The organism is Pacificispira sp. HM-600, from assembly GCF_977993705.1.
Window position 1 is genome coordinate 193,402 of record NZ_OZ388079.1, and the last position, 26,065, is coordinate 219,466.

The window sequence follows — 26,065 nt, forward strand, 5'->3', positions numbered from 1 at the left end:
CTCGAAGGATGACCGAAGCAACTCGCACGCCCACGCAGATCGACGCGATCGCCGAAACCTGGGTCGACACCCTCGCTGACCTCTCGCCCACGCTCGGTACCTACATCGGTCGGATGGAGCACGCCGACCGCTTCGACGACTTCTCGCCCGCGGGGCATGCGCGGTTCGCCGACGAGGCGCGCCGCACGCTCTCGGCGCTGGATTCCGCAACACCGACGGACCCGATCGACGACATCACCCGCACGGACCTCTTGAGTGAGCTTCGCCTGGCGCTCGAGCTGCACGACATCCGCTGGAACCTGCGCGACCTCAACGTGATCGCTTCCCCGGCGCAAGAGATCCGCGAAGTCTTCGACCTGATGCCCACGTCTTCCCCCGAGGATTGGGAAGTCATAGCTCGCAGGCTGGGCGCCGTCAAGGGCGCCGTGGAGGGCTACACCGAGTCGCTTCGTGAAGGTATTCGCCAGCGCATCGTGCCCGCACGGCGACAGGTCGTCGAGGTGCTCACGCAGATCAGCCGCTACACCGCCGACAACGGCTTCTTCGCCGAGTTCGCCAGCGAAGCCGCCCCCGCAGATGGACAGCTGCCGGCATCTCTGGCCCGCGAGCTCGCCAACCAGTCGGGAGCCGCTCGGGTCGCCTACGACCAGCTCGCGGAGTTCATGCGCGCAGAACTCGCGCCCGCCGCGGGTGAGGCAGACGCTGTGGGGCGCGAGGTCTACGCCCTGCACTCGCGTCGTTTTCTGGGTGCCTCCATCGACCTCGACGAGACCTACGAGTGGGGCACGGAAGAGCTCGCGCGCATGGTCGCCGAGCAAGAATCCATCGCGAACGAGATCAGCCCCGGAGCGAGCGTGGAAGAGGCCGTCGCCCTGCTCGAGAAGGACCCGTCACGAAAACTCCATGGAACTCAGGCACTGCAGGAATGGATGCAGGCAACGAGCGATCGGGCTGTTGCCGAGCTGGGCGCGACCCACTTCGACATTCCCGAACAGATCCGCACGCTCGAGTGCATGATCGCTCCCACGCAAGAGGGTGGCATCTACTACACGGGCCCGACGGACGATTTTTCCCGCCCCGGCCGCATGTGGTGGTCGGTGCCGGAAGGCGTCACCGAGTTCGACACCTGGCGCGAACTCACGACCGTCTATCACGAGGGGATCCCCGGACATCACCTGCAGATCGGGCAGGCCGTCTACAACCGGGCTCAGTTGAACTCGTGGCGGCGCCTGCTCGCCGGCACATCTGGGCACGCCGAGGGGTGGGCCCTCTACGCGGAACGCTTGATGCAGGACCTCGGGTATCTCGACGACCCCGCCGATCGGCTGGGCATGCTCGACGGACAGCGGATGCGCGCGGCCCGGGTCGTCCTCGATATCGGCGTGCACCTCGGCAAGCAGCGTCCGGATGGCGAAGGCATCTGGGATGCCGAGTACGCACTCGCCTTCATGGGCCGGAACGTCAACATGCCGGACGAATTTGTGCGTTTCGAGGTCAACCGCTACCTCGGATGGCCGGGACAGGCACCCTCGTACAAGCTCGGTCAGCGCATCTGGGAGCAGGTGCGCGACGCTTACGCCGAGTCCCGGGGCGCGGACTTCTCGATCAAGGAGTTCCACAAGCGCGCGCTCGACATGGGAGGCGTCGGCCTGGACACCCTCCGCACGGCCCTGCTGCGCGGCTGACCCGATGCCCGGGTCCGAACCGGAGACAGAGTGCGTTGGGTCGAACGGGAATGGTCGAGTGAGGCATCCTGTTACATACACGTGAATAGAAAGGCGTGCCTATGACTCTCGAACTCGGTCTCGATACCTTCGGCGACATCACCCGCGGCTCCGACGGCTCTCTGGTCAGCGATGCTCAAACCATCCGTGACGTCGTCGACGAGGCGGTGCTGGCCGACCAGGTCGGCGTTTCGTTCATCGGCCTGGGGGAGCATCACCGACGCGACTTCGCGATCACGAGTCCCGAGATCGTCCTCTCGGCGATTGCGGCCCGCACCGAGAACATTCGGCTCGGCACGGCAGTGACCGTGCTCTCCAGCGACGATCCCGTGCGGCTGTATGAGCGGTTCGCTACGCTGGACGCGATTTCGCGGGGCCGCGCCGAGATCATCCTGGGGCGTGGTTCGTTCATCGAGTCGTTCCCGCTGTTCGGCTACGAGCTCAGCGACTACGAGGTGTTGTTCGAAGAGAAGCTCGGGCTGGTCACCGAGCTGCTGAAAGAGAAGCCGGTCACCTGGCAGGGCACGACACGTGCACCGCTCGACAACGCCGACGTCTTTCCCAAGACCGAGAACGGGCTGAAGGCATGGATCGGGGTGGGCGGTAGCCCGGAGTCGGTCGTGCGGGCCGCGCGGCACGGGTTGGGCCTGATGCTGGCGATCATCGGAGGACCGGCCGATCGGTTCCGTCCGTTCGTCGACCTGTACCACCGCTCGCTCACCGCGCTCGGGACAGAGATGCTGCCCGTCGGCGTCCACTCGCCCGGCCACATCGCCGAGACCGATCAGCAGGCTTGGGAAGAGGCCTATCCGGGCTTCGAAGAGCTGAACAACACGATCGGTCGCGAGCGCGGGTGGCCCCCCTACAACCGGATGCGCTTCCAGCACGACGTCGGGCCCGAGGGTGCGACGTACGCGGGATCGCCCGAGACCGTGGCTCAGAAGATCGCGCAGACCGTGCGAACACTCGGCATCTCGCGCTTCGACCTGAAGTACGCCTCGGGCTCGCTGTCGCACGACAAGCTCATGAAGAGCATCGAGTTGTACGGCACGCGGGTCATCCCGCGCGTGCATGAGCTGCTGGCCGAGGATCCGGGCACGGTCGCCAGCTGACGTTATGAAAGTGTCGGCGGACATCTTGAAGGAGAGACTTCAGGAATCACGCGTCGTGAGCCTGTTTTCGTGGCCTGGCGACGGGTGACTCCTTCGAGATGTTCGCCGAGCAACCGAATGCGCGCCCGGCAGGGCACCGACCGCCCAACCGAACGCATGCCGGTCCGGCTCGGCGACGCTTAGGCTTGTCGGGTGCCATCCGTCCGTTACGTCGCTATCGGCGACTCATTTACCGAGGGCGTCGGCGACGAGCTCCCCGATGGCACCAGCCGTGGTTGGGCGGACCTTGTCGCACAGGGCTGGGCAAATGCGACCGCTCAGCCCATCGAGTACGCGAACTTCGCTATTCGCGGCAAGTTGATCTGGCCGATCGTCCGCGAGCAGCTTGAGCCCGCGCTGGCGTTGAAGCCGACGCACCTGTCGTTCAACGGCGGCGGTAACGACATGCTGAGGCCCCGAGCGGACATCGACAGCCTCGCGGATGCATTCGCCGAGGTGCTGCGCCGCTGCGACGAAGAAGGCGTCACCCTGCTCTTGCTCTCGGGCGCCGACCCGTCGCAGCAGCTCCCGCTCGGCCGCATGATCCGACGCCGCGGCGATGCCCTGTCTCGTGCCGTGCTCGGTCGGGCCGCGGGGCGGACCGACGTCGTCCGCGCGCTCAACTGGCCCGATGCCGAGTTGGCGACGCCGCCGTTCTGGTCTGAGGACCGTCTGCACATGAATGCGCGCGGCCATCACCGCGTCGCCGCCCGAGTGCTGGATGCGCTCGGGTTCACCCCGCCACCGGAGTGGTGGGAGCTGCCGTCACTCGCAGCGGGTGGACCGAAGGGGTTGGCCTACTACCGCACGCATGTCGGTCCGTGGATGCGCCGACGCATCACCCGCACCTCGTCGGGCGATGGTCGCGTCGCGAAGTACCCCGTGTGGGTAACGATCCCCCCGCTCTCCTAAGCCCGCGTCGGCGCGCGTTCGGGTGCGCGTTTCGGATGCTTCTCCCGCGGCGTCAGCACCCCGGACCCGAGGGGTCTTCGGCGCAGGTTCGCTGGACGAGACCGGTGCGCACCTCGACGACTCGCACATCGTAGAACGCCGCAGCGGACATGACAGCGCCAGTGACCGGCCGCCACGTCCCCGTGCCGAAATTGACGGCCGCGGTGTACACGACGCGTACTCCGGCGCGATACGACCCCGGGGTGCCGTAAACGTGACTGGTCGGGGTGGCGGTGTAGTCGGGAACTCCGAGGCGGGCCCAGCTCGATCCACCCGTCGTTGTCGTGCGGCTCGTGCCGTCGCCGTGATCGAAGCGGAATCCCGTTGGCGTGAACCGGACGGTGACGTCGTAACCCAAGAGCGGCCCGCTCTGGAGTTGAACGGATGATGCTGCCAGCAGATTCGTCGGCATCCCCACCACACCGAGACCCAATGGCTCGCCCGTCACGGTCGGCAGAGCAGGAATGAATGAGCGCAGATCTTCGGCGGTCACATCGGGGAGCGTCACGACGCTGTAGAGCGGCCGGCAGAGAGCCGAGTCACATTCCTCCTCAGATGCCGGGGGAGCGGTGCCGGACCCGCCGCCGCCGTTGCCGCCGCCGGACCCGCCCTGGCCGTTCGACGAGCCGGAGTTGCCCGGAGTGGTGGTCCCGGCACCGACGTCGACCTGGCTTCCGTCCGTGGTGGCGCTGCAAGTGCCGCTCCAGCTTCCACCCAAGCACTGCGAAGCTTCGGCCGGTGCTGCGCCCGGAGACGAGAGCCCTATTGAGAGCAGGAGCACGAGCGGTGCTGTCAGCATGCCGGACCGTCGTCTCGGCCGCTGACGCTTTCCATTACGAGCAGGTGATCATCAGCACTGGGACGAAATTTGACGCGCATCGACTGAATATCCACACGGTCCGGTGCCACAACCGAGACGCCCCTTTGATCGATGACGTCGACACCTGAGACATCAAGACACACGTCAGCCGTCACGGACAAGTCAGTCTTGTCAAAACTCGTCGGCGAGAATAACTGAACTGAAGATGCGCCGGTCACAGACTCCCCATCAGCATGCATCCGAGTAAAGAGCTGTCGCTCGCCCGCATTCAGCTCACCTGTCGTCCAGGCATACACAGCCTCGAAAGTCTCGGGGTCCGCGAGGTCCACCTGGTTCAGCGCATCGACATAAGCTCGATAGGTAGCTTCCGCGGCCGCGAATGCCTCGGCCTCCGAACCGAACGTCGGGGTGGGCGTGGGCTTGGCGACCGGATCGGCCGCGCACCCCGCCAGCAGGGCGGCGAGAGCCGCGACGACGAGGATCCTGACGGGCCGCTGCACGCCCACACGCTAGCGCGCGCTGCAGATCAGCGCTGGGAGTTATCCACAGAGTAGGTCAACTCGGCGAACTGCCCGACCCGGCGCACTCCCTCGAGCGTCAGACAGTTCGATTCCAGCCGCCGGGGGAGAAGCGCCCGCCCCGATCCCAACGCGACCGGGGCGACGCTCAGCACGATCTCGTCGAGGAGCTCCGCATCGGCGAACTGCCCGGCGAGGTCACCGCCCCCGACGACCCAGACATCCTTCTCGTCGGCTGCCGCGACAATCTCGGCCCAGGCGTCGACGACGTCACCCGACCGGAAGCGAATGTCTGCTCCCGGAACGGCAGCCAGCGTCCGGCTGGTGAAGACGAACGTCGGACGGTTCGCGTAGAACTGAACCCACTTCTCGGGATGCTCCAGCAGTTGATCGTGGTCGACCACCCATTGATAGGTCGTTGAGCCTTCGACGAGTACGCCGATTCGATCCATGAACGAGTCGATGCCGGCCTCCGCTTCGGCAGCATCCGGCACGGCGAACAGCCAGTCGAGGGAGTCGGACCGGTCCGCAATGAACCCATCGAACGTGGCAGCTGTGTAGTAGACGACCCGAGTCATCTTGCAAATGTACGAGGCAGCACCGACACCGACTTCGACACTGCACAGTACGGCTTAGCGGATATGGGCGCCCGATGAAAGGGGGTGGGGTCACCTGCGGGCGATTGATACACCTAGAAGATGCACAAAATCCACTACGCGGGAGATTCGATCGTGACCGGGTCGGAGATCGCGCGCGCACTGTTGGACTACGCGCAGGCTTTGTCGCAGGTGGCTGCATCGGCCACTGTCGAGGTGCCGACGTTGGAAGAAGATGGAGAACACGGTCGAGTCGAGTTACTCATCGGCCCCGCCAGCCAGCTGGTCGCGCACGAGGTGCGCACGGACGAACCAGACCCGGTCGATCAGGAGCTGGTCGACAGGATGACTGCGGAGGCGACTCGTCTGCGTCAGTTCGGCTGGCACACCCCGACGGCGGCGGTTGTGCCGGTCGATTCGAAGCAGGAGTGGACGGATCTCGAAGAGTTCTAAGCGGCAGCTTCCCCTGCGCGTAGCGTTCAAGTATGACGCACCCATACGAGTTGCCCTCGATGCGGGCCATCACAGCGCTCGGCCTGGGTGCGACGATTGCCACCCTGTCGGCGACGCTACTCATGCACCTGCTGCAAAGCGTCCTGCACTAGGGCTGTGATTTGCTCGTCGGGGGAGAGGCAGGCACCGGATCGTGGGCTTGTTCGGATGGAATCGGATACCTCTTACCGGGGATCTCGCTCGTCGTCCCGATCTTTCTCGCGGCCGTGCTGGGTACGATCGTGTCCTTCGCGCTGCGTGCGCGTGTCGTGCGTCGCGTTGGCGAATGCGCTCCGCACGCTCCTGGATCCAGCGCATGGTGTCTGCTCTACCGCTGATCGTGACCGTGGTGGTTCTCGGAATGTTGTTCGTCTTCGCACTCACATTTCCGGATTACCAACGCGGATACTGACATGCTGAGTAGGGGCGAAAACAAACTGCACGGTGCCAAAGTAGATGTCACCAGCGCAACGCGCTGACCTGGGCTTTGACAGACGATTCTGCGGAATCTACGGATGCGCGTGTCAGCCTGATTGACGCCCGTGAACTGGCCATCTGTCTACTCGTGGGCCTCGAGCTGTGCGAGCCGTCGGTACAGGGTGGCGCGTGACATTCCCAGGTCGCCAATGTGAACTGACATAATGTGCATTATCGGAGATCAACCACGGAGAAGTACGAGCCCAGTCAGCCGCTCTGCGAACCTCAGGTCGTGCGAAGCTCAGCGAGCGCAGAGAAGGTCATACGTGGCGGATCCTCCGCGAACATGACGGTGGCGAGGGTCTTCGTGCACGATCGGCAGCGGACAATCGCCGCGGTGTCGTCGATTTCGACCCAAGCCTCGGCAATTCGAGCAGCAGAACCGCACGAGGCGCACACGGCGACCATCTCGGTCGGCTCACCACCGAACAGACGTCCCAGAGCGCCGGCCAGCACGTTGCCATCGACGTGGTCCGCGTGAGCCGCGCGCCTGTGTGGATCCATCATCCGCCCCCGAATCTTTCGGTCTTGATGCGTGCCGGATCGTGGCCGAGCTCGACGAGTCGACGCGAGACAACCTCGACGAACGCCGTCGGTCCGCATACGTACACCGTGGGAGCATCCGTCGCGGGAAAGACAGCCGCGGCGATCGTCTCAGCATTCAGCCGCCCGACGACGCCCGGCCAACCCTCGGGAGCATGCTGCGTGAAAGCCCAGGTGAGTTCGATCCCCTGCTCCCCCAGCATCATCAGGTCATCGCGATATATCGCGTCTTCGGGAGACTTGACCGAATACAACAGTCGGAACGGCTGACCCGTACCCGCGGCGGCACGAGCTCGCGCGATCGCACGGAGCGGAACGATTCCCGATCCCCCGGCGATCAGTTGAACGGCCGACGCATCCTCGTCCCGCCAGACGAAATAGCCGCCCAGCGGTCCGAGGATCTCGAGATGATCTCCCGGTTGCGCGTCGCGCACGAGATAGGGCGAGACCTCTCCCTCAGGGTGCTCGTCCACCGCAAGCTCGATCCGCTCCCCCGTGCCCGACGAGCCGAGCGAATATGACCGCACCGCTTGGTAGCCGTCCTCCGCGGTCAGGCGAACGTCGACGTGCTGTCCGGGAAGATTGCCAGGCCATCCGGGCACATCGATTCCCAGAACCCGTGCATTGGGGGTTACTTTCGTGACGTCCGCGACCTGCGCGACAGCCCAGGTACGAGGCGCTACCAATACCGTTCCTCAGTCCAGGGGTCACCGTGGGTGTGGTATCCGTTCTGCTCCCAGAATCCCGGGTCGTCGTGAGCCTGCAGCGTGATGCCTCGAACCCACTTAGCGCTCTTCCAGAAGTAGAGGTGCGGCACGAGCAGCCGCGCGGGACCGCCGTGCTCGGGATCGAGCGGTTCGCCGTCGAACTCGAACGCGATCCACGACTTGCCGCCGAGCAGATCTTCGAGCGCGAGATTGGTCGTGTAGCCGCCGTACGAGTGCACCATCACGTACTCATCGGCCGTATCGAGCCCGGCGAAGAGCGTGTCGAGCGAAACGCCCCGCCACGTCGTTTCCAGCTTCGACCAGCGGGTGACGCAATGGATGTCGGTGTGCACATCCTCGATAGGAAGCGCGTGGATCTCGTCCCACGTCCAGTCGGTGACGACGCCCTTTTCGGTAGCGATCGAGAAGGCCCAGTCCCCCGTGTCGATCTGCGGCGTCGGGCCCGCGGACAGCACGGGGAAGTCGGCGGTGAGGTACTGGCCCGGCGGGAGCCGCGGATCGCTCTCACGTCGTCGCTCACCGAATCCTCGCGAGAAGATCGCCACGTCAGTCTCCCGTCACGCCCGATCGGGCTCCGAAATCGTGCCCCTTTGGGGGCAAAGTCCGAGCCACAGCGTATCCGATCACGCCTCGTCTGTAACACAGCAGATCGTCGCACATCGTTACGCTCGAGTCGTGCCACTCCCCCACACGCCGCGCATTCACGGCGGAAGCTGCACGCGGTGAGCGGGATCCTCACCGGGTTCGCCGTCGTCGGACTCGCAATCGCGCTCGGCTATGTTCTCGGGCGGCAGGGACTGCTCGGCGAGCACGCACACTTTGTCCTCTCGCGACTGACCTTCTTCGTCCTCTCGCCATTCTTGCTCTTCGTCGTGTTGGCCGAGGCGGACATTCCGACGCTATTCTCGGCGCTTCTGCCCGTCTCGGCGCTGACAGCAATCTCGATGTTCGCGGTCTACGCGGTTCTTGCCAGACTCCTGTGGCGACGCGGGCTGGGCGACACCGTCGTCGGCGCGCTCGGTTCGGGATACGTCAACGCCAACAACATCGGAATCCCGATCGCCCTCTACCTGATGGGTAACGCCGCATACTCGGCACCGGTGATCCTCGCCCAGTTGCTCGTCTTCATGCCGATCGCTCTCGTACTTCTCGACGCATCGACCAGCACGTCGGCGCCGTCCGTCGGTCGCATCATCAAGCAGACAGCCCGCAACCCGATGCTGATCGGCGCAGCGCTCGGCGTCGTCGTCGCGCTCACCGGTATCCAGTTGCCACCCGTCGTGTGGGAGCCGATCGCACTGATCGCCGGCGCATGCGTTCCCATCCTGTTGATCTCGTACGGCCTCTCCCTTCCCGGGGCCCGCGTGCTGGCGGCGAAAGGGCGACGCCGCGACATCCTGTTGGCGAGCGGGCTCAAACTCGTCGCGATGCCGCTCGTCGCGTGGTCGCTGGCGCAGTTCGTCTTCGCGCTCCCCCGCGACCAGGTTCTGGCCGTTGTTGTTTTGGCCGCTCTCCCGACCGCGCAGAATGTCTTCAATTTCGCGCAGCGTTACGACGTAGGCGAACGCATCGCCCGCGACACGATCTTTCTGACCACGGTCGGATGCATCCCCGTGCTGTTGATCGTCGCGCTCGTGCTGTCCTAGACCCGCTCGACACGCCTCTGCGGCCATCTGTGCATGAAGCCGCGACGGCGCTAACCTGGTGTCTCACAGGTATTTCTCAGAAAGGACACTCCCATGTCCACCAACATTCCCGTCGAAAAGGCTGCCGTCAACGGCATCCGCACCGCCCTCGGACTGAGCGGCGCCATCGCGCTCATCGTGGGTATCCTCATTCTGATTCGCCCCGGCGGCACGGCCATTTTCGTAACAGCAATCATCGCGGTATACGCCGTTGTGGCTGGTCTCGTATATGCCGGTCTAGGTATTTTCGCCAAGTCGATGGGCGGGTGGGCGCGTGTTGGCCACATCGTTCTCGGTCTCCTGTATGTAATCGCGGGAATCATCGTCTTCACCGACCTCGCGGCCGCAACGGGCTGGCTCGCGTTGTTCCTCGGGATTCTCGTTGGCATCATGTGGATTGTCGAAGGCGTCGTCGCGCTTACGACACTCGGCGGCTCTGCCTCGAAGGGATGGACGATCTTCTTCGCACTTTTGAGCATCGTCGCGGGTATCGTGCTGCTGTTCTCGCCGCTTTACATCGCTATCTTGTGGCTCATGCTCGGTATCTCACTGGTCGTGCTCGGCATCATCCAGATCGTCCGCGCTTTCAGCTTCAAGCCGCTCTAGTCGACCGGTCGCTACACGCGAAAAGCGCGCATCCCCGGCTCCGGGAATGCGCGCTTTTTCGTACGACAGCTCAGCCGAAGTCGGTGGTGTCGCCCACCAGGCGTGTGTTGTCCTCGGGAATCGGTTCCACCGCCGCTCGCGCGATCTCTGCGGCGAACTCGCCGACGTTGTAGAGCTTGCCGGCCGACTCGCGCCGTGAAGCAATGGCGCCGGGGTTCGCCCGCTCGAGGAGGGTTGCCGTGATCGTTCCCTCGATCATGTCGCCCGAGACGACGACGAACTCGATCCCGCGTTCCGTCAGATCGGGGATCAGCTCACGCAGGGCGTCCTCGCCTGCGCGCTTCGACAAAGCGACGGGTTCGTACTCGGGCATCGTCGGAGTCGTTCGGATGAAGTGGGCCTGGTGGCTCGTCACGAACACGACGCGTGAACCCGCGTCGAGCAACGGCAGGGCACGCTGCAGCGCCCCGACCTGGGCATCACGGTTCAGCAGGAGCGCATAGTCCTCTCCCCTTCCGCTCTCCATGCCACCCGAGGCGTTCAGGACCAGGATGTCGAGTCCACCGAACTCCCGCTCGACCTCGGCGTACATCGTGCCGACCGAATCGGCGTCGGTGAGGTCCGCACCGATGACGAGCGCGCGAACACCGAGCTCGCGGACCTGAGCGGCCAGCTTCTCGGCGCGAGGCCCCTTGTTGCGGAAGTTGATGACGACGTCCGCGCCCGCTTCGGCGAGATGCCGAACCGTATCGGCACCGATTCCACGGGACGAGCCCGTCACGAGCACCCGCTTTCCTACGAGCGAACCGGGTGCGAGGGGCTGTGACATGCGTACTCCTGGGGTGGCGGGGTGAGACGTTCTCGACCCTACCAAGCGGGCGCCGCTGGCCTGTCGTTGCGGCAAATCCTCCGGCCTTTCCGCGCCACCCGCGTGCTAGGTTCGGTGAGGAGGAGGCCTCTCATGGAACTCATCCAGAACGTCGAGCAGTTCGCGTGGATCGGATGGATCGTTCTGATCCTCGTCTTCTTCACGATCGAGACGTTGACGCTCGAAATGACCTTCCTGATGCTCGGACTCGGCGGGCTTGCGGGCCTGGCATCGGACCTCGCGGGTGCTCCACTCTGGCTGCAGGTCATCATCGCCGCGGCTGTCGCGGCTCTTCTGCTTCTCGTGCTCCGGCCACCCCTCCTACGACGCCTCCGCCGCGGCGAGGATCCTGCCCTCAGCAATGTCGATGCACTCCGCGGCATGCTCGGCGTCGTCGTCGCTACGGTCGGACCGATGGGCGGACAGGTGCGCCTCGCGAACGGTGAAACGTGGACGGCGCGCACAGCGACGGCCATCGAGATCACTCCCGGCGTCGCGGTCACCGTCACCCTGATCGACGGGGCCACCGCAGTCGTCCAACCGGTTGAACCACCGCAAGAAATCCAGGAGGAGTTCCCCGCATGATCGAGGACATCATCCCCACAGCGATCGGCTGGGCACTGGCGCTCGTCGTTTTCATCTTCGTCGTCGTCGTCATCGCTCGATCGATTCGCATCATTCCGCAGGCCTCTGCGGGGGTCGTCGAGCGGCTCGGACGCTACCGCCGCACGCTGATGCCGGGACTGAACGTGCTGGTGCCGTTCATCGACCGCGTTCGGCCGCTGATCGATCTGCGCGAGCAGGTCGTGTCGTTTCCCCCGCAGCCCGTCATCACCGAGGACAACCTCGTTGTCTCCATCGACACGGTCATCTATTTCCAAGTGACGGACCCGCGCGCCGCGACATACGAGATCAACAACTATCTCGGGGCCGTCGAGCAGCTGACGACCACAACACTTCGTAATGTCGTCGGAGGCCTGAACCTCGAAGAAGCGCTGACGAGCCGCGACGAGATCAACCAGAAACTGCGCATCGTGCTGGACGAGGCGACCGGCAAGTGGGGCATCCGCGTCGGTCGCGTCGAGCTGAAGGCGATCGACCCGCCCGCCTCCATCCAGGATTCGATGGAGAAGCAGATGCGAGCCGAGCGTGACCGACGTGCTCTCATCCTGACTGCCGAGGGAACGAAGCAGTCGGCGATCTTGACGGCCGAGGGCGCCCGCCAGGCTGAGATCCTCCGTGCCGAGGGCGACAAGGCCGCGGCCGTGCTCCGCGCCGAGGGAGAGGCCCAGGCGATCCAGACCGTCTTCCACGCCATTCACGTCGGCGACGCGGACGAGAAGCTCCTGGCCTACCAATACCTGCAGACGCTGCCCAAGATTAGCGAGGGCGAGTCGAACAAGCTCTGGATCATTCCGAGCGAGTTCACCGCAGCACTTAGCGGTATCACGAACGCTTTCGGTGTGAAGCCGGCGACACCCGAGCGGCCCACTCCCCCAGCCGCGGGCGGTCCTGTTCCTCCGCTCGCCTGAAGCCCTTCCCCGTGAGCCATCCCTGGTTCGCCGGTGCACGACGGCCCCGCGTGCTCGCTCATAGAGGGTTCGTCACGTCGCGTATGGCGCGCGGCGGGATCGTCGAGAACTCATTCGCGGCGCTCTCGCAGGCGCACGCGACCGGCGCCCTCTACGTCGAATCGGATTGCCACGTCACCCGCGACGGCGTCGTCGTTCTGTTCCATGACAACGACCTCAAACGTGTCACTGGCGACCCCCGCCCGATCGCGAGTGTCGAGGTGAGTGAACTCTCGGATCTGATGGCAACGCGCGGTGGGCTCGCGACTCTGAGCCAGGCCCTCGACGCGTTTCCGACTCTGCGCTTCAACCTCGATGTGAAGGCCGCGGCGGCGGCTGCTTCGGTCGGACGCGAGGTCGCCGATCACGGCGGGCGGGTGCTGCTCACGAGTTTCTCGGATCGACGGCGCCTTGCCGCGCTTGCCGCAGCCCGCTCTGGCGCCGGAGAAGTGGGTCCCGCGACATCCGCCGGCGCTGCGACGATCGCACGCATTCTCGGCGCGGTGGCACTCGGCTCAGAGCGCGCTGCGGCCCGACTCTTCGTCGGAGTGGACGCGATCCAGATCCCCGAGCGCCATGGACGTTTCCGCGTCCTCACCCCGCGTCTCGTCCGTGCGGCGCATGCGGCTGGCGTAGAGGTGCACGTCTGGACCGTGAACGATCCAGCCGATATGCGCCGCCTCGTGAAACTGGGAGTGGATGGGATCGTCACAGACAGGGCCGATGTCGCCCTCGACGCCTGGGGTTGATCCGGAAAACTCCCGACCTTCACGCTGTGCGTTGACTGAGAATGACGCGCCTCGACGGCCCGTTCGGATGATGCACCCAGGTCATGGCGTTATACCGGAGGAAGGAGTTATACGACTCCGTCATACACACGCCGAGGAGACCACACGATGGCAGATCGCAGCCTACGGGGCATGCGTCTCGGCGCCCAGAGCCTACAGAGCGAAGAGGGCGTCGTATTCATGGAGCGCACGGAGTACACGTACGCGTGTACCGTGTGCGAACGACAGACCAAGCTGGTGTTCGCGGCCGACGCCGAGGCACCGGAAGCCTGGGAGTGCCGCACGTGCGGCGCCGAGGCTGCACTGGTCGTCGACAACGAGGCTGTGACGATCGATCACAGCGCCGACAAGATCCCGCGTACGCACTGGGACATGCTGCTCGAGCGCCGCACGCGCGCCGAGCTCGAGGAACTCCTCGAAGAGCGTCTCGCGTACCTGCGGGCACGCCGCGGCGCCGGCCAGAACCCCGACAGTCTGCTGCTCGGGGCGTAGCCCACACGACACCGAATAAGGGACCGGATGCTTCGGCATCCGGTCCCTTATTCGTGTCTAGCCCTCAGCCGTCACACCGTGCGTCTGCGCGTTCTCAGTGCCAGCCCCAGGACGGCGAGCGAGAGCAGGCTGCCGGTCGCGATCCCGATCGGCACCGCGTCGCCCAGTACCACCGCCGGCGTCAGCCCCGTTCGCAGAGGAACCTCGGTGAGCATGTACCCGGCTTCGTCCACGGGAAGGCCGTCGATCACACTGCCGTCGGGAGCGATTACCTGGCTCGTGCCCACGGTAGATAGGTTCACAACGGCCCGACCTGTTTCGATCGCACGCATACGGGCGAACGCAAGCTGTTGTACGTTCTCGTCCGTCCCGCGGAAGTCCGCGTTGTTCGTCTGGAACATATACACCTGAGCACCCTCGCGTGCTCCGTTCCAGATGACGTCGTCGTAGATGACGTCGAAGCAGATTGCGAGGCCCACACCGACTCCGCCGACATCGAACAGCGGCGCATCGGTGCCCGGTGTGTACTCACGCTGGATCAGGTCGATCAGGTCGGGCGCGAAGAGGCGGTAGAACCAGCGGTCCGGCACATACTCGCCGAAGGGTACGGGGTGCCTCTTGTCGTACGTGACAACCGCGCCCTCCCCCGCGTTCCACAGCATCGACGTGTTGAAGAACAGTCCGTCGCGTTCGGTGGCGGCGTTCACGATGAGTGGGGCATCGACACCCTCGGAGACGTTGTCGAGCGTTCTCGCAGTGCTCGAGTTGTTCAACGGATCAGAATCCACGCCACCCTCGGGCCACAACAGCACGTCCATCTCTTGGCCGTAGAGCGGCCGGGTGGCGGCGAGTTGCGCGGCGAGTACGGCGTTCGCCGGTGCGCGATCGAAATAGCCCGAGGGACCGTTGCCCTGGACGGATCCAACACGCATGGTCCCTGCGTCTGTAGTCGGAAACTGTGGCGCGACGGCGATCAACAGGATGACCACAGCCGCGGGTGCCGCGGTGCGCAGGTCTCGGAACCTTCCGGCGCGCACGTACTCGATCAGCGCGGCACAGAACACCACCACGAGGAAAGACAATCCCGTGATGCCGACCCAGGACGCGGCCTCGGCAAAGGGTCCGTTTGTCTGGGTGATGCCCACCCGGCCCCAGGGATACCCGCCATAGGGCCAGGTGCCGACGACCAGTTCGCGCAGGCACCACAAGCCGGCGACGAGGGCCGGCAACGCTGTGAGGCGCGCCCAGAGGCCAGGCAGGACCCGGGGCAGCCAACGATAGGCCAGCGCGATCAAGACGGTCAACGCGGCGGTGATGGCCGCCTCGAACAACGACAGGGCGAGCCAGGGGACGGGGCCGAGGTACCGCGCCGTGAAGACCTGATTCGAGAGGAAGAAGGGAGCCGCGAAGGCGAACCCCACCAGAACGGCGCCCCACGCGCCCCGTCCGATGATGGACACGAGAGCAAGCACCACGGCGACGAAGGCTGCGGGCCACCAGGCAACATCGGGATAGGCCAGATCGAGCGAGAACCCGGCAGCGATCGAAGCAAGGACAGCGATCCACAACGGCAGCACGGGCCGTGTCGCGTCGTGTAACGCAGCGGATGACATGGGCATCCGACTACCCTACGGTCGCCGAGCTGTGTACCGGCCCGGAGCGCAGCCGCCGCCGCACGTGCTCACGCACCTGAGTACGCGACGATCCCACGCCGCACCGCATCGAGCGCGGTCCGTGCCGTGCGCCCCAACTCTCCGTCCGCGACGATCGAGAGTTGATCGAGCAGATCGATCAGTTGTTTGCACCAGCGCACGAAGTCCCCGGCCGCCATATCGGCGTCTTCGAGGACACGGTCCAGGGGCATCCCCCGGGCCCAGCCGCGTATCGCACGCGCAAGGCCGGTGGCGAGAGGCTCCGATCCGGGCAGGCGATGCTCCCGCTCGAGGTCATCGAGGTCGGACCAGAGTTCTTCCGTTGCGCTCAAAGCGACCCGGAACTCGCCGCCGGGAAGTCCATGCTCGCCGGGACCTGCGGAATCACGGCGCGGCTCGTAGACCAGGCAGCTCGCTAGTGCGGCCAACGAAGGCGCATCCAACCGATCCCACAGCCCACGCCGCAGCGACTCGGCGACAAGCAGGTCCCGCTCGCCGTAGATCCGGCGCATCGTGCGCCCCGCGGCGGTCAGCGTGGTTCCACCGTCCTCCCCCACACGCAGGTAGTCGAGCGCGGCGAGCACATCGGTAACGCGGTCGAACTGGCGCGCGACCGTGCCCGTGCGGGTGTCGATCTCACGCCGGGCCTTATCCGTCTGACGCTTGAGCTTCCAATACCGCTCGGCCCAGCGGGCGTGTGCCTCGCGATCGGGGCAGGTGTGAGACGCATGCCGCTGCATCCGCGTTCGGAGATCGCGAATCTGCGACTGCCGCCGCTCGCGCGCACCCTTCGAACGGAGAAACTCCCCCCGGTTCTGTTTCTCGAGATCGCTCAGCTCGCGTCGGATCCGCGAATACTCCGTGAAGTCGCCACGATCGCACGTCATCGATTTCTCGTAGCCGGCGAGCGATTCTTCTTGCTCGCGCACCTGGCGGGCGAGTCCGACCACGGCCCGGTCGGCCTGGAACTGAGCGAACGACGATTCGAGCAGCTCGCGTGCGCGCGCCCGACCGTACCGATCGATCAGGTTCACGGCCATGTTGTACGTCGGGCGAAAGCTCGAGTGCAGCGGATACGTGCGGCGCGAGGCAAGGGCGGCGACCGCCTGCGGGTCGAGCCCCTCGGTCCACTGGATGACCGCGTGACCCTCGACGTCGATGCCCCGGCGACCCGCACGTCCGGTGAGCTGCGTGTACTCCCCCGACGTGATCGCGACGCGGGCTTCGCCGTTGAACTTCTCGAGTTTTTCGAGCACCACGGTACGCGCCGGCATGTTGATGCCGAGAGCGAGGGTCTCGGTCGCGAACACCGCCCGCACGAGCTTGCGCCGAAAAAGCTCTTCCACGACCTCTTTGAAGGCGGGCAGGATTCCGGCGTGGTGCGCCGCCACTCCCCGCTCGAGATTGTCGCGCCACTCCCAGAAGCCCAGCACGGCCAGGTCTTCGTCGGGGAGTGAGCGCGTGCGATCTTCCACGATCGCGCGGATCTCGGCGCGCTCTTCGGGCGTTGTGAGGCGCAGGTTCGCGCGTCGAACCTGCGCGACGGCCTGCTCGCACCCGGCCCGGCTGAAGATGAAGAAGATCGCCGGCAGCAGATTGTTGCGGCGCAACAGTTCGACCACCTCCGGGCGATCCATCCGCTCGATCCGCTGCACATTGCTCGGCCGCACCGGACGCTGTCCGCCCCGCTGAGGACGGCCTCGGGACGGCTCGTAGCGGCCCGACTGCCGCCCGCTGTTCATGCTCTGCGCGCGTCGACTGTTCTCGAAGTTGGGTCCCTTGACCGACCGGACGCGCATCAGCTCTTGGTTGACCTGCGCCGTCGCGATCCCGGCCCGATCGTCGAAGAGCGGCAGCAGGTCGCTACGGACGAGCACGTGCTGCTCGAGCGGCACGGGACGAGTCTCCGACACGATGACCTCCGTGTCGCCGCGGACCGTGTCGAGCCAGTCACCGAACTCCTCGGCGTTGGATACCGTCGCCGACAGGGAGACGAGTCGGACCGAGCGGTGCAGGTGGATGATGACTTCCTCCCACACGGCACCGCGGAAGCGGTCGGCGAGGTAGTGCACCTCATCCATCACAACAAACGAGAGATCACGCAGAGCTGGCGAGTCGGCGTACAGCATGTTCCGCAGCACCTCGGTCGTCATGACGACGACCCGAGCATTGCCGTTGATGTTGGTGTCGCCCGTGAGTAGCCCGACCTGATCTGCGCCGTAGACCTGCTGGAGTTCACGGAATTTCTGGTTCGAGAGCGCCTTCATCGGCGTCGTGTAGAACGCCTTGCCGCGGTCGGACAGCATCGCCAGATGGATGGCGAACTCGCCCACGATCGTTTTGCCCGCTCCGGTCGGGGCCGCGACCAGCACGCTGCGACCTTCTTCGAGCGCCTGGCATCCGGCGATCTGAAACGGATCGAGATCGAACGGCTGCGCTTCGGCAAAGGCTGAGGTAGCGGGGTGTCGCTGCGCCTCGCGGGCGGCCGCGAACCGCTCGGCGGGCGACGGCACCTCTGCCGAGGGACTCACCCGTCGAGTCCGGGCGTCGGCAGGAGTGGGGGCTCACGACGGCGACGACGTCGGTCGAAGAGGAGCGAGAGCCCAGCCGCGGCGAGGTACAGGATGATCATCACTCCGGCTAAGAGGAGCATGGAGGCGATATCCGCTGCTGGGGTGGCCAGCGCGGCGAAGGTCGTCGAGATGATGACCGCCACCCGCCAGCCCTTTAGGATCGCGATGCCGCTCATAATGCCGGCGAGGTTGAGCGCCACGAGGAAGACCGGCAGGACGAACGCGACGCCTATCACCAGCAGGAACTTGAAGACGAAATCGTAATAGATGTCGTACTTGTAGAACTGAGCCATGCCCGTCGGGACGAAGCTCGCCATGAGCTCGATGACGTGGGGCAGGAGGAAAAAACCGAGCGTGCAGCCTGCGAAAAAGAGAGGGATGGCCGCTCCGAGGAACGACCAGGTATACCGGGCCTCTTTGCGAGTGAGCCCGGGCATGATGAACGCCCAAATCTGCCAGAGCCAGACAGGGGCCGAGATCAACAATCCGATCGCGAACGAGATCCGCAAACGCAGGTCGAACCCGCCGGTGACGGTGTCGAAGTTGAGCTGGACATAGGTCCGCCCCTCTTCTTCCGCGATCTGTCGGATGGGAACCGTCAGCAGATCGATGATCGGTCCAGTGATGAAGAAGGCAACGACCATGCCAACCACGAGCGCAAGCGCAGCGATCATCAACCGCTTGCGCAACTCCACGAGGTGCGCCGCGAGAGACATCCGCTTGTCGCGGCGCGGTTCGTCCTCCGAGACGGTCGCGCCCGCGTCGGTCGTGACCACGCTCGACTACGGCTTGGCTTCGGGGCTTCCAGCCGGCGGGGGCGCCGTGAGCCCCGTAGCCGACGGCGGATAGGGAGCAGCGGTCTGGTCTGCCTTCGCGGTGTCGGAAGCCGCGTCCTCTTCCTTCATCGCCTTCATCTCGCCGCGGAAAGCACGCGCAGACTGGCCCATGCTGCGGGCGAGCGCCGGAAGCCTCGCGGCGCCGAACAAGAGCAAGATCACGGCGAGGAGGATCAGCAGGTGCCATCCAGTCAGGTTTCCTAGCATGTGCTCTCTCCGTCGTATCGCCAGAACGTGCGCAGATTTCAGTCTACCCCGGGTATGCGAGGGGAGCCTTGAAGGCGCGGCGACCTACCGGTACTGAGCAAGCCCCGCCCGCGCCCACTCGACGGCGGCGACGCGTGCTTCGTCGGGAGCGACGATCTCGACCTCTCCCCCGCGACGCGTAGCCAGTCGCTTGAGCTGGGTCGGGTCGGCGACGCGCAGCACCGCGTTCGACCGGGCGCCCTCGGACTTCACCACGGCGTGATCCAGGAACTGCCCGAGAAGAGGAGCGACATGCGAGGTGAAACGGATGGTCGCCTCGAGAGGGCCGTCCGCCGTGCCGAACATTGTTTCTTCAGGATCATCGTGAGCACCCGCGGGGATGTCGGTGACCACGACGTCGCTGACGCGCTCGAGGTGGAACGTCCTCATATCGCGGCGCATGTGGCACCAGCCCCGCAGGTACCACTGGTCGTCCTTGACCAGGATCTTGACCGGGTCGACCGTGCGCGTCGTGGGCGAATCATCCGGCTTCTGATGGGTGAACGACACCGCGAAGCCTCGGTCGAGCGCGTCCATGACGGCCGACCGCACCTCGTCGCCGGGATTCGCGGTCACGGTCAACTCTGCGGGCGCTGTGCTCGCACCGCGCGAGAGCTTCGCGATGAGACCGGGCACGACCCCCTGAGCCGCGACGCCGGGGGCGGCACCCGCGAGCTGCAGTCCCGCCAGGAGCGCCGCCGCTTCGCGAGCTGTGAGCCGCGGCGCCCGTTCGAAGGCGACGGTGTTGAGCAGCTGCAGTTCGTCATGTTCGTCGAGCAGGTCCCAGTCGATGTCGAACAGGTCGTTGTGCATGCCGTCGGGCAGACCGATCACGACCAATCCCTCGGCCAAGCGTCGCAAGACGTCGGGCGCGACATCGAGCTCGCGTGCAGCCTCGGTGACCGAGACGGGCCCGCGTTCCACCAGATACGGCACGAGGTTCATCACGATCGCGACGCGGTCGATCGCGAGAAGCGGCTTTCCGGCACTCATGCGCTCACCCCGTGCGCCTCGAGAGTCCGCTGCAACCGCGCAATGACCTCGCGGCGGAGCTCCGGCGGGGACTCGACCCGCACCTCGGGGCCATACGAGGCGAGCTCGTCGGCGAGCACGTGAATGTCAACGAACCCGACGTGCAGGATGTCTCCGTCTCGCGTGCCTCGCCGACGCAAACGCACCGCGGCCTCGGTCGCGTCCTGCACGCGCAACGCGGCGACGTTCTGCGCCGACACACTCTCGAGGCCCAGACGAGCGCGCTCCCCCGCACCGGCGCGGGCCTCGGGATCGAATCCTTCCTTCGTCACCACGACGTCCCCGACGATTCGCGACAGCAGGAAGGTGCGCGTCTGACCGAGATCGCGGTCGAGTCCGTGCACGTGCCAGCGACCCTCGAACTCGATCAGCGCATGGGGTTCGACCGTTCGCACACGCGGGACATCGTCGCCCGGCTTGACGTAGGTGAACCGCACGACGCGAGCCTGGTCATTGGCCTGCCGGAGCGGAGCGAAGGCGGGGTCGCGCGCCGAGATGCGCGGGGCGAACCCGATGATGGGCTCATCGACGTCGATCCCGAGCGCACGGATCTTGCGAAGAGCGGCGCTTGCGTCTGCCGACATCGAGCTCTCACCCCACACTGCGGCGGCAAGGTTCAGAACAGCCACCTCTGCGGGCGTGAAGGTGATGTCCTCGGGCAGCAGATACTCGGCCTTGGGGATCAGGTAGCGCGCTTCGCGGAGGTCGTCCGGGTCTGCATGGTCCCCCACCGTGTGGATCGGGACGCCCAGGTCACGGAGGGCGTCCTTGTCGCGCTCGAACATCTTCTCGAGGGCGTCGGAGCTGCGACCCTCCGCGCGCGCCTCGCGATAACCAGAGACAGACGAGAGGATCTGCTCCTTCGTCAGGCCGTACCGGTGCGCCATGAGCGCGACGGTGAGGCTCAGCAGTCGCTCCTCGGGCGCAATCTTCTCCGGCACGGACCCATCCTAGGCGCGGGCACGGAACCCCAGACGGGGCGCGGGATCACTCCGGCAGTTCGTCGAGCCCGAGGATGTCGACCACGAACACGAGAGTCGAGCCCGCCGGCACCGCAGCGTTCGCCTGGTCGCCGTAGCCGAGCTCGGGCGGAATCACGATGAGCACCTGCGAACCCACCGTCTGCCCGCGAAGACCCTCCCCGAACCCCTCGACGACCTGGTCGAGTGAGAACGAAACCGGTGTTTTGCCCCAGGACGAGTCGAATTCTGTCTTGTCGTCCCAGAGCACACCGGTGTACGCGAGCCGCACGGGCACATCCCCGGTCACCTCGGCGCCGGTGCCCTTTTTCAGGACCTCGACCTTCAGATCCGTCGGTGGAGCGCTGTCGGGGACGATGATTCCCGGACGGCCATCGGGCGCGCGAACGACGCTCGGTAGGCCGTTCTCCGTCACGAACTGATCGGTACCGTTTGCCTTCGCGAGGTAGACCTTCTGCAGGTCGACCGACAGAATCGCAGCGCCGTCTTCGGCCAATCCCAGGCTTGCCGCAGACTCGGCCGGCAACGAAGAGCTCGGCATCACCGTGAGAACGCGGCTCCCCTCACGAGCACAGGTAAGGGAATCCTCGAGCCCCGGAAAAGTCGTCGTCCACTCGGACAGCGGGCGCGCCTGTGCCAGATCGCCATCGAAAAGGGTCGCGCCGAGGCGCTCGCCGGTCGATCCGTCGAACAGCACGATGTCTGCGAGCACCAATTGGTCAGGCGTCGTGATGGCAAGCCCGTCGCCCTCGATGGGATCCATCCAAACCGTCTCGTCCGTGATCACGGGAGTGTAGGCGTCCAACTCGGGCTCGGATCCGAAGGCACCCGTCACGGTCGCCGGCAGCTCGGTCTCCGGAGAGACAGGCCGGACGCACGACGTGTCCGCCGAATTGGCCGACGAGCATCCGACAAGTCCAACGCCGACGAGACCGACCGCGACCGCGGTTACGAGGAATTTACGCACGGGCATCAGTCTACGGTCGCCGCTTCCGCGTCACTGTCAGCGGCAGTGCCGGGGGTGACGCCCGGGCCATCATCTGCAGTGGTCTCGACCGGCCCGTCGCCGATCCGCCGCGCGTCGGCCGCGCGCCGCGCCTCGCGCACTCGCTTGCGAAGATTCTTGTCGGTGATGTCGCGGTCTCCGACGGCGCCCGGTGTCCAGAGCTCGACGTCTTCGTCGCCGTAGCTCGACTTCGAGGCGCGGCGCTTCTGCTCGGGAGCGACCGCACCCGGCGCGAGCCTGCGGGCCGAGATGAGAAAGCCCGTGTGCGCGACCATCCGATGGTCGGGCCGTACCGCGAGGCCCTCGACGTGCCATCCGCGCACCATGGTCTCGGATGACTCGGGTTCGGTGAACAGCCCCGTACCGCGCAAGAACTCGGCCACGCGCGAGAGCTGCGTCGCCGTGGCGACGTAGCAGATCACGACACCGCCGGGCCGAAGCGCCTCGGCAACGACACCGATGCACTCCCAGGGGGCCAGCATGTCGAGCACGACGCGATCGACGCTCGCGGGTTCGGTGGCCGCGGGCAGTTCTTCGGCAAGGTCACCCACGACGACCTGCCACGTCGGCGGTTCCTCACCGAGGAACGTCTGCACGTTCGCCCGCGCAACCTCGGCGAAGTCGGCACGACGCTCGAACGACATGAGGCGACCGGCGGGGCCGATCGCGCGAAGCAGCCAGAGCGAAAGCGCACCCGATCCCACGCCCGCCTCGACGACCGTCGCCCCGGGGAACACATCCGCCTGCGCGAGGATCTGCGCCGCATCCTTCGGGTACACGATCGCCGCACCGCGTGGCATCGACATGACGAAGTCGCGCAGCAGGGGACGAAGGGCCAGGTACTCGTGGCCGGCGCTGTTCTCGACGACCGAGCCATCCGGTAGTCCGATGAGCGCCTCGTGACGGAGCACGCCGTGGTGCGTGTGCAACTCGCCTCCGGCACGCAGAGTGATGGTGTGCAGGCGGCCCTTGGGGCCCGTCAGCTGTACCCGATCACCCGCACCGAAAGGTCCGGACGTGCGCGGACCCTCGTACTGCTCCGCGCCCGTCATGCGACGTGCCCGGCGTGCAGACCACGTTCGGAATGCATGCGCGCGACATCCGCGACGCCCACTCCGGCGAGCGTCTCGATGATGACCGACGTGCCGGTACCCGCCAGCGAGACGAGATTCGGCACGCCGATGACGGTGCAGCCCGCCGCAACGGCCGAGCGCACCCCGTTCGGGGAGTCCTCGATCGCGACCGTGTCGCTGATGTCGACACCGAGCAGTTCCGCGGCCTTGAGGTAGGGGTCGGGGAATGGTTTGGGACGCTCGACGTCGTCGCCGGCGACGATCAGGTCGAAGGCGTCGAAATCGAGTAGATCCACGATGGACGTCGCCATCCGGCGCATCGACATCGTCACCAGGGCGGTGGGGATACCCGCCTGGCGCAGACTCATCAGCAACTCGCGTGCACCCGGGCGGAACGGCACGCCGCCGCTCGCGAGCGAGGCCAGCACATCGTCGGTCAGGCGATCGATGATCTCGGGAACACCCATCCGCACGCCGGCGGCCTGAAAGATACGGGCCGAATCTTCCAGTCCGAGACCGACGAGCTGCAGAGCCTGTTCGTGCGACCACGTCCCCCCGAAGCTTTCCACGAGCGGCGTTTCAGCCGCCATCCAGTGGGGTTCGGTATCGACGAGGGTTCCGTCCATGTCCCAGAGGACAGCACGCGGATGGGGATGGGTCACTCTCCCCATGCTACCGAGCGCCTCGCGCCGAGCCTGGACCGTCCCCGAGCGCGAACGCCTATCCTGGAGTGATTCCGCGCGACGACATCCGTCATCACGTGGACCGCACCCGGGAGGCGCGGTGGGAGGAGGCGCGGTGGAAGGTCTCGGACGCAGAGTGCTCGTGGTCGCATTCGATGGTTGGAACGACGCGGGCGAAGCAGCGTCGGCTGCCCTCGGGGTACTGCGCGGCGCGGGAGAATTCGAACCCGTCCACTCGGTCGACCCGGAGCTCTACTTCGACTACCAATACACGCGCCCGTCGGTGGCCATGGATGCCGAAGGACGACGCTCGCTGCGCTGGCCCGAGGCGAGCATCCTTCGTCCCGCGCAACGCACGCGTGGCACGCAGCTGTGGCTGCTCACGGGAGTCGAGCCGGCACGCGCCTGGCAGGCGTTCGCCGCCGAGCTCGTCGATGTCGCCCTCCGCGAAGACATCACCGGCATCGTCGGCCTGGGCTCGATGATGTCCGACGTCCCACACACGCGCCCCATCTCCGTTTTCGCGGGTACCGAAAACGAGCGCATCCGGGAGAGCCTCGGGCTCGAACGCAGCACCTACGAGGGGCCGGTCGGAATCCTGTCCGTCCTGTCGGCCGCAGCCGAAGAGGCCGGTATCCCCGCCGTTGGGCTGTGGGCGAGCGTGCCGCACTACGTGGCGGGACACACTCCCTCGCCGAAGGCGACACTCGCGCTTCTGGACCGACTCGAAGATGTCGCGGGCGCGCCGATCGAGCGGGGCGATCTGCCGACCCAGGCCGCGACCTGGGAAGCATCCATCGACGCCGCAGCCGCCGACGACGAAGAGATGACGGAGTACATCCGTCAGCTCGAGCGCACGCGCGACACCTGGGACTCACCCGAGGCATCCGGCGACGCGATCGCCCAGGAGTTCGAGCGCTACCTGCGCCGGGGTGGCGACGGGCCCTCGAAGCCCGGCCGCGACGACCCGCGCCGCTGACAGCGTTTCGACTCGTCGCTCCGCTCCTCGCTCAACGCCCGCCCCGGTCGTTGAGCGAGCGCAGCGAGACGAAACGGAGCAAACCTGCCGGCATCTTCGTCGTCAGTAGGGCTGCAGAACGCCCGTCAGCAGCAGCACGATCAGGGCGATGCCGAGCAGCAGCCGGTAGATCACGAACGGCAGGAAGCTGCCGCGCTTGAGGTACTGCATCAGGAAGGCGATCACCGCGAGACCGACAATGAACGCCACGACCGTCGCGGCTGCCGTGTCGATCAGGCTGTAGGGGCCGGTCGGCCCCTCGAAGCTCTGCACCAGCTCGTAGAATCCCGACCCGAACACCGCAGGCACGGCGAGCAGGAACGCGTATTCGGCCGCGGCGGGTCGCGTGTAGCCGAGCGTGAGACCCACCGTCGTGGTCGCGCCCGATCGGGAGACTCCCGGGATGAGCGCGAGCGCTTGAGCGAAGCCGAGCGCCAGACCGTGCGGGTAGGTGAGGTCTGTCAACTCGCGCGTGCGGCGACCCCAGTAGTCCGCGGCACCCAGCAGGAGACCGAACACGATCAGCACGATCGCGACGAGCCAGAGGTTTCGGAACGTCCCTCGGATGGTGTCCTGGAACAGGTACCCCAGCACGGCAATCGGCACGGAGCCGATGATGATGAGCCATCCCATCCGTACATCCGGGTCATTGCGCGGAACCTTGCCCGCCAGCGACTGCGCCCAGCGAGAGATGATGCGCACGATCGTGCCCCAGAAGTACACGAGCACGGCGGCTTCGGTACCGATCTGGGTGATGGCGGTGAACGTCGCCCCGGGGTCGGTTGCCGACGGCAGGAACTCGCCGAGGATGCGCAGATGCGCGCTCGATGAGATGGGCAGGAACTCGGTGAGTCCCTGCACGATGCCGAGAATCAGGGCTTCGATGAACTGCATGGGCAACTTTCGGTGCGGGGTCGTGACGGGGCGATGGAGATGGCCTCTGACCGAGGCATCCG

The 26,065-nt window shown here is 65.9% G+C and carries 28 protein-coding genes; 11 read left to right on the top strand and 17 right to left on the bottom strand.

What is annotated here, in order from left to right:
* Window positions 1-8 precede the first annotated feature (8 nt).
* The 3 genes from ACXZ1E_RS00880 (at window position 9) to ACXZ1E_RS00890 (ending at window position 3,787) form a co-directional block, all read left to right on the top strand.
* Entirely contained in the window at window positions 9-1,685 is a 1,677-nt protein-coding gene (locus ACXZ1E_RS00880) for a DUF885 domain-containing protein (RefSeq protein WP_458041605.1), read from the top strand.
* Window positions 1,686-1,786: 101 nt separating this feature from the next.
* Window positions 1,787-2,836 (top strand): LLM class flavin-dependent oxidoreductase, encoded by a 1,050-nt coding sequence (locus ACXZ1E_RS00885; RefSeq protein WP_458041606.1) that lies wholly within the window; start codon window positions 1,787-1,789, stop codon window positions 2,834-2,836.
* Between the two features lie 192 nt (window positions 2,837-3,028).
* Window positions 3,029-3,787, top strand: coding sequence for an SGNH/GDSL hydrolase family protein (locus ACXZ1E_RS00890; protein WP_458041607.1), 759 nt, complete (start codon window positions 3,029-3,031; stop codon window positions 3,785-3,787).
* A 52-nt stretch (window positions 3,788-3,839) separates the two neighbouring features.
* On the opposite strand, the gene ACXZ1E_RS00895 is transcribed toward ACXZ1E_RS00890, so the two are convergent.
* Genes ACXZ1E_RS00895 through ACXZ1E_RS00905 form a run of 3 tightly spaced genes read right to left on the bottom strand, consistent with a single transcriptional unit; the run spans window position 3,840 to window position 5,742 of the window.
* Entirely contained in the window at window positions 3,840-4,625 is a 786-nt protein-coding gene (locus ACXZ1E_RS00895) for a hypothetical protein (protein ID WP_458041608.1), read from the bottom strand.
* Entirely contained in the window at window positions 4,619-5,146 is a 528-nt protein-coding gene (locus ACXZ1E_RS00900; protein WP_458041609.1) for a hypothetical protein, read from the bottom strand. The genes ACXZ1E_RS00895 and ACXZ1E_RS00900 overlap by 7 nt, the downstream gene beginning before the upstream one ends.
* A 26-nt stretch (window positions 5,147-5,172) precedes the next feature.
* A complete protein-coding gene (locus ACXZ1E_RS00905; protein ID WP_458041610.1) occupies window positions 5,173-5,742 on the bottom strand; it encodes a dihydrofolate reductase family protein in 570 nt (189 codons plus the stop codon).
* Window positions 5,743-5,862: 120 nt separating this feature from the next.
* Between ACXZ1E_RS00905 and ACXZ1E_RS00910 the strand changes: the two genes are divergently transcribed.
* Window positions 5,863-6,213, top strand: coding sequence for a hypothetical protein (locus ACXZ1E_RS00910; protein WP_458041611.1), 351 nt, complete (start codon window positions 5,863-5,865; stop codon window positions 6,211-6,213).
* Window positions 6,214-6,954: 741 nt separating this feature from the next.
* Here the strand turns inward: ACXZ1E_RS00910 and ACXZ1E_RS00915 are convergent.
* Genes ACXZ1E_RS00915 through ACXZ1E_RS00925 form a run of 3 tightly spaced genes read right to left on the bottom strand, consistent with a single transcriptional unit; the run spans window position 6,955 to window position 8,545 of the window.
* On the bottom strand, window positions 6,955-7,236 hold the full coding sequence (locus ACXZ1E_RS00915) for a DUF6510 family protein (protein ID WP_458041612.1): 282 nt from the start codon (window positions 7,234-7,236) through the stop codon (window positions 6,955-6,957).
* Window positions 7,233-7,958: an FAD-binding oxidoreductase gene (locus ACXZ1E_RS00920; RefSeq protein ID WP_458041613.1), complete on the bottom strand. Its 726-nt coding sequence runs from the start codon at window positions 7,956-7,958 to the stop codon at window positions 7,233-7,235. The genes ACXZ1E_RS00915 and ACXZ1E_RS00920 overlap by 4 nt, the downstream gene beginning before the upstream one ends.
* Entirely contained in the window at window positions 7,952-8,545 is a 594-nt protein-coding gene (locus ACXZ1E_RS00925) for a molybdopterin-dependent oxidoreductase (protein WP_458041614.1), read from the bottom strand. Before ACXZ1E_RS00925 ends, ACXZ1E_RS00920 begins: the two co-directional genes overlap by 7 nt.
* A gap of 177 nt (window positions 8,546-8,722) precedes the next feature.
* Between ACXZ1E_RS00925 and ACXZ1E_RS00930 the strand changes: the two genes are divergently transcribed.
* Together ACXZ1E_RS00930 and ACXZ1E_RS00935 are read left to right on the top strand one after the other, a co-directional pair.
* Window positions 8,723-9,646: an AEC family transporter gene (locus ACXZ1E_RS00930; RefSeq protein ID WP_458041615.1), complete on the top strand. Its 924-nt coding sequence runs from the start codon at window positions 8,723-8,725 to the stop codon at window positions 9,644-9,646.
* A gap of 93 nt (window positions 9,647-9,739) precedes the next feature.
* Entirely contained in the window at window positions 9,740-10,291 is a 552-nt protein-coding gene (locus tag ACXZ1E_RS00935) for an HdeD family acid-resistance protein (protein WP_458041616.1), read from the top strand.
* Window positions 10,292-10,361: 70 nt separating this feature from the next.
* Here the strand turns inward: ACXZ1E_RS00935 and ACXZ1E_RS00940 are convergent, their stop codons facing one another.
* The gene (locus ACXZ1E_RS00940; RefSeq protein WP_458041617.1) at window positions 10,362-11,120 is read right to left on the bottom strand and encodes an SDR family oxidoreductase; all 759 of its coding nucleotides are present in this window, start codon (window positions 11,118-11,120) and stop codon (window positions 10,362-10,364) included.
* Between the two features lie 132 nt (window positions 11,121-11,252).
* Here ACXZ1E_RS00940 and ACXZ1E_RS00945 point away from each other — a divergent pair, with 132 nt between their 5' ends.
* From ACXZ1E_RS00945 to ACXZ1E_RS00960, 4 genes are all read left to right on the top strand, one after another.
* The gene (locus ACXZ1E_RS00945; RefSeq protein WP_458041618.1) at window positions 11,253-11,744 is read left to right on the top strand and encodes an NfeD family protein; all 492 of its coding nucleotides are present in this window, start codon (window positions 11,253-11,255) and stop codon (window positions 11,742-11,744) included.
* Window positions 11,741-12,691, top strand: coding sequence for an SPFH domain-containing protein (locus ACXZ1E_RS00950; protein WP_458041619.1), 951 nt, complete (start codon window positions 11,741-11,743; stop codon window positions 12,689-12,691). The genes ACXZ1E_RS00945 and ACXZ1E_RS00950 overlap by 4 nt, the downstream gene beginning before the upstream one ends.
* Before the next feature lie 11 nt (window positions 12,692-12,702).
* A complete protein-coding gene (locus ACXZ1E_RS00955) occupies window positions 12,703-13,479 on the top strand; it encodes a glycerophosphodiester phosphodiesterase family protein (protein WP_458041620.1) in 777 nt (258 codons plus the stop codon).
* A gap of 147 nt (window positions 13,480-13,626) precedes the next feature.
* A complete protein-coding gene (locus tag ACXZ1E_RS00960; RefSeq protein WP_396641324.1) occupies window positions 13,627-14,010 on the top strand; it encodes an RNA polymerase-binding protein RbpA in 384 nt (127 codons plus the stop codon).
* A gap of 71 nt (window positions 14,011-14,081) precedes the next feature.
* On the opposite strand, the gene lnt is transcribed toward ACXZ1E_RS00960, so the two are convergent.
* From lnt to ACXZ1E_RS01005, 9 genes are all read right to left on the bottom strand, one after another.
* Window positions 14,082-15,629: an apolipoprotein N-acyltransferase gene (gene lnt / locus ACXZ1E_RS00965; RefSeq protein ID WP_458041621.1), complete on the bottom strand. Its 1,548-nt coding sequence runs from the start codon at window positions 15,627-15,629 to the stop codon at window positions 14,082-14,084.
* 62 nt (window positions 15,630-15,691) lie between these two features.
* Complete coding sequence (locus tag ACXZ1E_RS00970; RefSeq protein WP_458352012.1) at window positions 15,692-18,193, bottom strand: DEAD/DEAH box helicase; 2,502 nt, start codon at window positions 18,191-18,193, stop codon at window positions 15,692-15,694.
* Window positions 18,190-19,011, bottom strand: coding sequence for a twin-arginine translocase subunit TatC (gene tatC, locus ACXZ1E_RS00975; RefSeq protein WP_458352013.1), 822 nt, complete (start codon window positions 19,009-19,011; stop codon window positions 18,190-18,192). The genes ACXZ1E_RS00970 and tatC overlap by 4 nt, the downstream gene beginning before the upstream one ends.
* A gap of 6 nt (window positions 19,012-19,017) precedes the next feature.
* On the bottom strand, window positions 19,018-19,278 hold the full coding sequence (gene tatA / locus ACXZ1E_RS00980; RefSeq protein ID WP_458041622.1) for a Sec-independent protein translocase subunit TatA: 261 nt from the start codon (window positions 19,276-19,278) through the stop codon (window positions 19,018-19,020).
* Between the two features lie 84 nt (window positions 19,279-19,362).
* Complete coding sequence (locus tag ACXZ1E_RS00985) at window positions 19,363-20,310, bottom strand: helix-turn-helix transcriptional regulator (RefSeq protein WP_458041623.1); 948 nt, start codon at window positions 20,308-20,310, stop codon at window positions 19,363-19,365.
* On the bottom strand, window positions 20,307-21,290 hold the full coding sequence (locus ACXZ1E_RS00990) for a helix-turn-helix transcriptional regulator (RefSeq protein WP_458041624.1): 984 nt from the start codon (window positions 21,288-21,290) through the stop codon (window positions 20,307-20,309). The genes ACXZ1E_RS00985 and ACXZ1E_RS00990 overlap by 4 nt, the downstream gene beginning before the upstream one ends.
* Window positions 21,291-21,336: 46 nt before the next feature.
* Window positions 21,337-22,296 carry an FKBP-type peptidyl-prolyl cis-trans isomerase gene (locus tag ACXZ1E_RS00995; protein ID WP_458041625.1) on the bottom strand — a complete coding sequence of 320 codons (960 nt, stop codon included), beginning with the start codon at window positions 22,294-22,296 and terminating at the stop codon, window positions 21,337-21,339.
* A gap of 5 nt (window positions 22,297-22,301) precedes the next feature.
* Window positions 22,302-23,387: a tRNA (adenine-N1)-methyltransferase gene (locus tag ACXZ1E_RS01000; RefSeq protein ID WP_458041626.1), complete on the bottom strand. Its 1,086-nt coding sequence runs from the start codon at window positions 23,385-23,387 to the stop codon at window positions 22,302-22,304.
* Window positions 23,384-24,070, bottom strand: a complete 687-nt coding sequence (locus ACXZ1E_RS01005) for an HAD family hydrolase (protein ID WP_458041627.1) — start codon at window positions 24,068-24,070, stop codon at window positions 23,384-23,386. Before ACXZ1E_RS01005 ends, ACXZ1E_RS01000 begins: the two co-directional genes overlap by 4 nt.
* A gap of 136 nt (window positions 24,071-24,206) precedes the next feature.
* On the opposite strand from ACXZ1E_RS01005, the gene ACXZ1E_RS01010 reads away from it, so the two are divergent.
* On the top strand, window positions 24,207-25,070 hold the full coding sequence (locus tag ACXZ1E_RS01010; RefSeq protein ID WP_458041628.1) for a PAC2 family protein: 864 nt from the start codon (window positions 24,207-24,209) through the stop codon (window positions 25,068-25,070).
* A 102-nt stretch (window positions 25,071-25,172) separates the two neighbouring features.
* On the opposite strand, the gene ACXZ1E_RS01015 is transcribed toward ACXZ1E_RS01010, so the two are convergent.
* On the bottom strand, window positions 25,173-26,003 hold the full coding sequence (locus ACXZ1E_RS01015) for an undecaprenyl-diphosphate phosphatase (RefSeq protein ID WP_458041629.1): 831 nt from the start codon (window positions 26,001-26,003) through the stop codon (window positions 25,173-25,175).
* Window positions 26,004-26,065: the final 62 nt, after the last annotated feature.